The 1011-nt window shown below is 49.9% G+C and carries 1 protein-coding gene; it reads left to right on the forward strand.

The features are described 5' to 3' along the window. Positions 1 to 435 precede the first annotated feature (435 nt). On the forward strand, positions 436 to 1011 hold a 576-nt coding region (locus AACR93_RS02915), incomplete at its 3' end, for a TonB-dependent receptor plug domain-containing protein (protein ID WP_231557014.1).

Consider the following 1011-nt stretch of genomic DNA (forward strand, 5'->3'; position numbering starts at 1 on the left):
GGTTTTTTATTGCCTGAAATCCAGGCATCTGGTCTGTTGTTATCAGCACAGTTTTGCAACCTGCTCCTGCCCATCTCTCCTGTAAGTAAACTTATCATTATAAATCATGATGTTATAAACCATCTTGCCTGATGCTTCGCATCTGAGCAGGTTTAACTGTAATTACACAAATGATAATGGTTATTGTTTGATTGATCTTGTCCTGGTCGTTACAATCCAGACCGATTAATAAGTTGCGTTTCAAATAAGCATTTATTAATCACCGTCCCCGGCAGGAGGCCGGGTCTTGTAACGAGTGAAGTAAGGGAATACGCCACTTTCCTACTTGAAACGTTCAGGCCAAATCATGACAACAATACAACCAAGCAAGCTTGCCTTGCTGATCGGTTCTCTTCTCTTCTCTCTATTCACGCCGTAGCTTCCGAACAGGAAGTGATGGTTGTCACCGCCTCGGGTTTTCAGCAAAAAATTGAGGATTCCGCAGCCTCTATTTCCGTCATTACTCGCGAACAGCTGGAGAAGCGCGCCTATCGCGATGTGACTGACGCCCTGAAGGATGTTCCCGGTGTGGTAGTGACCGGTGGTGGCAGCAGCAGTGATATCAGCATTCGCGGTATGGGCTCGAAATACACCCTGATGCTGGTTGATGGCAAAAAGGTGGATAGCCGTGGTACTCGCCCCAATAGCGATGGACCCGGTATCGAGCAGGGCTGGTTACCACCGCTACAGGCTATTGAGCGGATTGAGGTCGTGCGTGGCCCCATGTCATCCCGTTATGGTTCAGATGCTATGGGTGGCGTGATCAACGTCATTACCCGCAAGACTACCGGTCTGGCCTGGCAGGGCTCGGTACACGCTGATTCGACCTTCCAGGAGAACAAGGATGCCGGCAACAGCTTCCAGACTGATGCCTATACCGCAGGTTCACTGATCGATGGCGTGTTGGGGCTGCGCTTCAATGGTCAGCTGGCCCATCGTGGCGAGGATAAGTTCGGGAATTCAGATAATAAG

Origin of the sequence: Aeromonas sp. L_1B5_3 (assembly GCF_963866575.1) — a bacterium.
GTDB classification, from domain to species: Bacteria; Pseudomonadota; Gammaproteobacteria; order Enterobacterales; family Aeromonadaceae; genus Aeromonas; species Aeromonas jandaei.